This window comes from Alcanivorax sp. HI0083 (assembly GCF_001635175.1).
In genome coordinates, this window is sequence record NZ_LWFX01000843.1 from 1 (window position 1) to 3,953 (window position 3,953).

The 3,953-nt window shown below is 60.3% G+C and carries 3 protein-coding genes; all 3 read right to left on the reverse strand.

Features of this window, described 5'->3' with window-relative positions:
- On the reverse strand, positions 1-707 hold a 707-nt coding region (gene minD / locus A3754_RS08075; RefSeq protein WP_063519271.1), incomplete at its 3' end, for a septum site-determining protein MinD.
- A gap of 33 nt (positions 708-740) precedes the next feature.
- A complete protein-coding gene (minC, locus tag A3754_RS08080; RefSeq protein WP_063519272.1) occupies positions 741-1,472 on the reverse strand; it encodes a septum site-determining protein MinC in 732 nt (243 codons plus the stop codon).
- 348 nt (positions 1,473-1,820) lie between these two features.
- On the reverse strand, positions 1,821-3,953 hold a 2,133-nt coding region (locus A3754_RS08085; RefSeq protein ID WP_063519273.1), incomplete at its 5' end, for an acyl-CoA dehydrogenase.

The window sequence follows — 3,953 nt, forward strand, 5'->3', positions numbered from 1 at the left end:
GCATCGGACTCTGTATCCAGAATCACCGGGCTGCCGGAGTTGCTGGCGTTGAGTACCGCCTGGGATTCCGGAATCACGCCCAACAGTTCGATGGCGAGGATTTCCTGCACGTCTTCCACCGAGAGCATCTGCCCGTTTTCCACCCGTTCCGGGGAGTAACGTGTCAGCAGCAAGCGAGAGGGAATATCGCCATCGCCTTGTTCGGCATGGCGGGTCTTGCTGGCCAAAATGCCGATGATGCGGTCGGAGTCCCGTACGCTGGAGACTTCCGGGTTGGTGACGACCACGGCCTCATCGGCGAAGTAGGCGGCCATCAGGGCGCCTTTTTCGATGCCGGCGGGGCTGTCGCAGATAATGTAGTCCATCTGCATGTCATCACGCAGGGCGTTGAGCACGCCTTCCACGCCTTCAATGGTGAGGGCGTCCTTGTCGCGGGTCTGGGAGGCCGGGAGGATGAACAGGTTGTCCACCTTCTTGTCCTTGATCAGCGCTTGCTTGATGTTGGCATCGCCACTGATCACGTTGACCAGATCATAGACCACACGGCGTTCGCACCCCATGATCAGGTCCAGGTTGCGCAGGCCCACATCAAAATCAATCACAGTGGTTTTAAAACCGCGCAGGGCAAGGCCTGTGGCCAGCGCTGCACTGGTGGTGGTTTTGCCGACGCCACCCTTGCCGGATGTCACGACCACGATCTTCGTCACGCTCTTCTCCTTACCTTCCATGTTTCATGCACGCTAGTTCAGCGCGGTAAAATGCATCGCTTCGCCCTGCATGTATAGATGCACGGGCCGGTTACGGTATGACTCGGGCAGGTCTTCGGCTACCCGATAATGGCCGGCAATGGATACCAGTTCGGCATTCAGTTGCTGGCAAAAAATACGTGCGCTGGTATCGCCGCGAACCCCGGCCAGGGCGCGGCCGCGCAGGTTGCTGTACACATGAATGTTGCCGTCGGCCATGATTTCCGCGCCGGTGCTCACCGGGGCGAGCACGATCAGGTCGCCACGGCTGTAGACCTGCTGACCGGAGCGTACCGGCTGGTCGATGACCATGGTTTCAACCTGCTGAGCAGCGGGCTTGCTGTTCGCAGCACCATCGTCCGTGGCCGGTGCGGGTTCGGCGCGGCGGGGTACATCACGGCCGCCGGCCAGGCTCAACGTGCCCAGACCCAGCATGCTTGCTGTGTCCGTATCAATGTTTTCGCTACGGGCCAGGGCAACCAGATTGACCCCCAGGCTGCGCAGCGTATCCACAGCGGCCATCAGCGCCACGGGATCGCTATCCAGCTCCGGGCTCACATCGATTACCACGGGGGCTTCCTGTAGCCACTGGGCGGCGTCTTCCAGGCGCTGACTCACCTGTTGGTGGAGGACATTGGCATCCAGATTTTTCAACTGGAGGACCGTCATCATCAGCATGCGGCCCTTGAATTCGATTGCGGTTTTTTCTTCGACGACTGCTGTCATTACTGACCTGTTGTCCGAGGGGCAAAGGGAGGCAAAAAGGCGCTCCGGGCCCAGTGGGGCGTAATTTGGGCAAGACTAGACGAAAGCGACCATGCGTAAAAGCGCCAAAAGGGTGATCTGAATGTTAAATCTCTGTGAGATTGGGCAGATCGGGGATTAACTGCTGGAAAAAGCAGCATTTTGCGCAAAAACGTCAGCGTTGCCTTTTTGTGAAAATGAGCACTGGTTAATTTTTGTGCAGCGGTGCAGGTTCATCGCAAGCCGGAACGTCACTTCGGAGCCGGCTGGCAGGAGGGACTGGAAAAGAAGAGAAGGGCGGAATGGTGAGCACCATCCCGCCCCGGTGGTTTACATCATTGGCCGTTCGGCGTGAACCTTCACTTCTTTCAGGTCCTTGTCGAAGGCGTCGGTGAGCAGGCAGTCGTAACGCATGGCGTCGTACTCGTTGATGGCCTCTACCTGGCTCTCGTTGATGATGCCCTTGCGGGCCGCATCCTGCAGTTTTTCCAGCACGGTCTCGCCTTCCAGTTGACCTTTGCCTTCTGCCTTCAGGTAAGCAAGGAAGCCGGGCTCCACTTCCAACAGTTTGTTGAAGGTGGCTTCCACGCGGCCGATGGAATCCTCCGGATCCTGGGAGATATAGGCGGGTTCCGCCAGCGCATCACGCACCGAACTGGGTTCCATGATCATCTGCCCCAGAGTGCGTATCTGATCGTCGCTGGGTGCCTGGGCCTTGCAGGGGCGACCCAGCGGGAAGAACAGGCGCTTGAGCACGTGGCCGAGGCCAAAGAAACCGAAGTTGCGCGAGAACGCTTCCAGGGAGTCGTGGGCCCGGCTGAAGGCCAGCCGCAGCGCATAGTGCGCATGGGCATCGTTGGCCTCATCGCGGGGCAGGGTGGCGTGGTACTTGAGAATGGCACAGGCAATCAGCAGNTGGCTGTGCACATCACCCAGCCGGGCGGACAGCAGCTCGCGCCGCTTCAGATCGCCGCCCAGCAGCGCCAGGGCCATGTCCGAGACGCTGGCCAGTACCGCACTGTAGCGGCTGACCAGACGATACCAGGGCGCACTGAACGCGTCGGAATTACCGGGGGCATCAGACAGGTAGGGGCCCGCGAAGGCCTGCACGATGGCACTGCTGATATTGCCCAGCGTATGGCCTGCATGGGAGAAGAACAGGTCATCGAAGTCCTGCAGCCCCTGCTTCTTGTCTTCCGCCTGTATGGCTTGCAGTTCGTCATAGAGGAACGGATGGCAGCGCATGGCGCCTTGGCCGAAGATCATCAGTGAGCGGGTGAGGATGTTGGCCCCTTCCACGGTGATGGCAATGGGGGTGGACTGATAGGGCAGGGCCAGGAAGTTACGCGGGCCCAGCTGGATGCCGCGGCCACCGGCGATATCCATGCCGTGGTTGATCAGCTCACGCATCATTTCGGTGGCATGGTATTTGGCCATGGCGGTCACCACGGACGGTGCGCCGTCTTCCAGCGAACGGGTCACCAGATGGCGGTAGGCTTCCAGGGTGTAGGCCAGCGCCGCCACATCGGCGGACGCTTCCTGTACGCCCTCGAATTCGCCGACGGCCGTATTGAACTGGCGACGAATGCGGCCAAAGGCACCGGTCATCCGGTAGCCCATTTCGCCACTGGCGGTGGCCAGTGCAGGCAGGGAGACGCCGCGGCCGGCACCGAGGCATTCAATCAGCATGCGCCAGCCTTTGCCGGCCATATCCGGGCCGCCGATGATGGCATCGAGAGGCACGAACACATCCTTGCCATTGATGGGGCCGTTCATGAACGGGGAACCGGGGTAGTGCCGGCGGCCGATTTCCACGCCTTTGGTGTCGGCGGGAATCAGGGCGCAGGTGATACCGAGGTCTTCCTCATCACCGAGCAGTTTTTCCGGGTCATAAAGCTTGAACGCAAGCCCCACCACCGTGGCCACCGGGGCCAGGGTGATCCAGCGTTTGGCGAAGTTCAGGCGCATGCCCAGCACTTCCTTGCCGTCGATCTTGCCTTTGCAGATGACGCCGGTATCGGGAATGGCGCCGGCATCGGAACCGGCTTCCGGCCCGGTAAGGCCAAAGCAGGGAATCTCGTCGCCCTTGGCAAGGCCGGGCAACCAGCGGTCTTTCTGTTCCTGGGTGCCGTATTCCGCCAACAGTTCACCCGGGCCGAGAGAGTTGGGCACCATGGCGGTGACGGCGGCGGTGAGTGAGCGGGTGGCAATCTTGCTCATGATGCGGCTTTGCGCATAGGGCGAGAAGGCCTTGCCGCCGTATTCGGTGGGAATGATCAGGCTGAAAAAGCCCTTGTGCTTGAGGAAATCCCAGACCTCTTCGGGCAGGTCTCGCAGTTCGTGGAAGATCTGCCACTCATCAAGCATGTCGCACAATTGCACCACTTCGTTGTCGATGAAGGACTGCTCGTCATCGGTGAGCGTGGTGAACTGAATGTGAGCGAATTTCTCCCAATCCGGTCG

What these genes read in the sequence shown, in the direction of transcription:
- minC (WP_063519272.1), bottom strand. Translation starts at nt 1,472, where the DNA reads ATGACAGCAGTCGTCGAAGAAAAAACCGCAATCGAATTCAAGGGCCGC.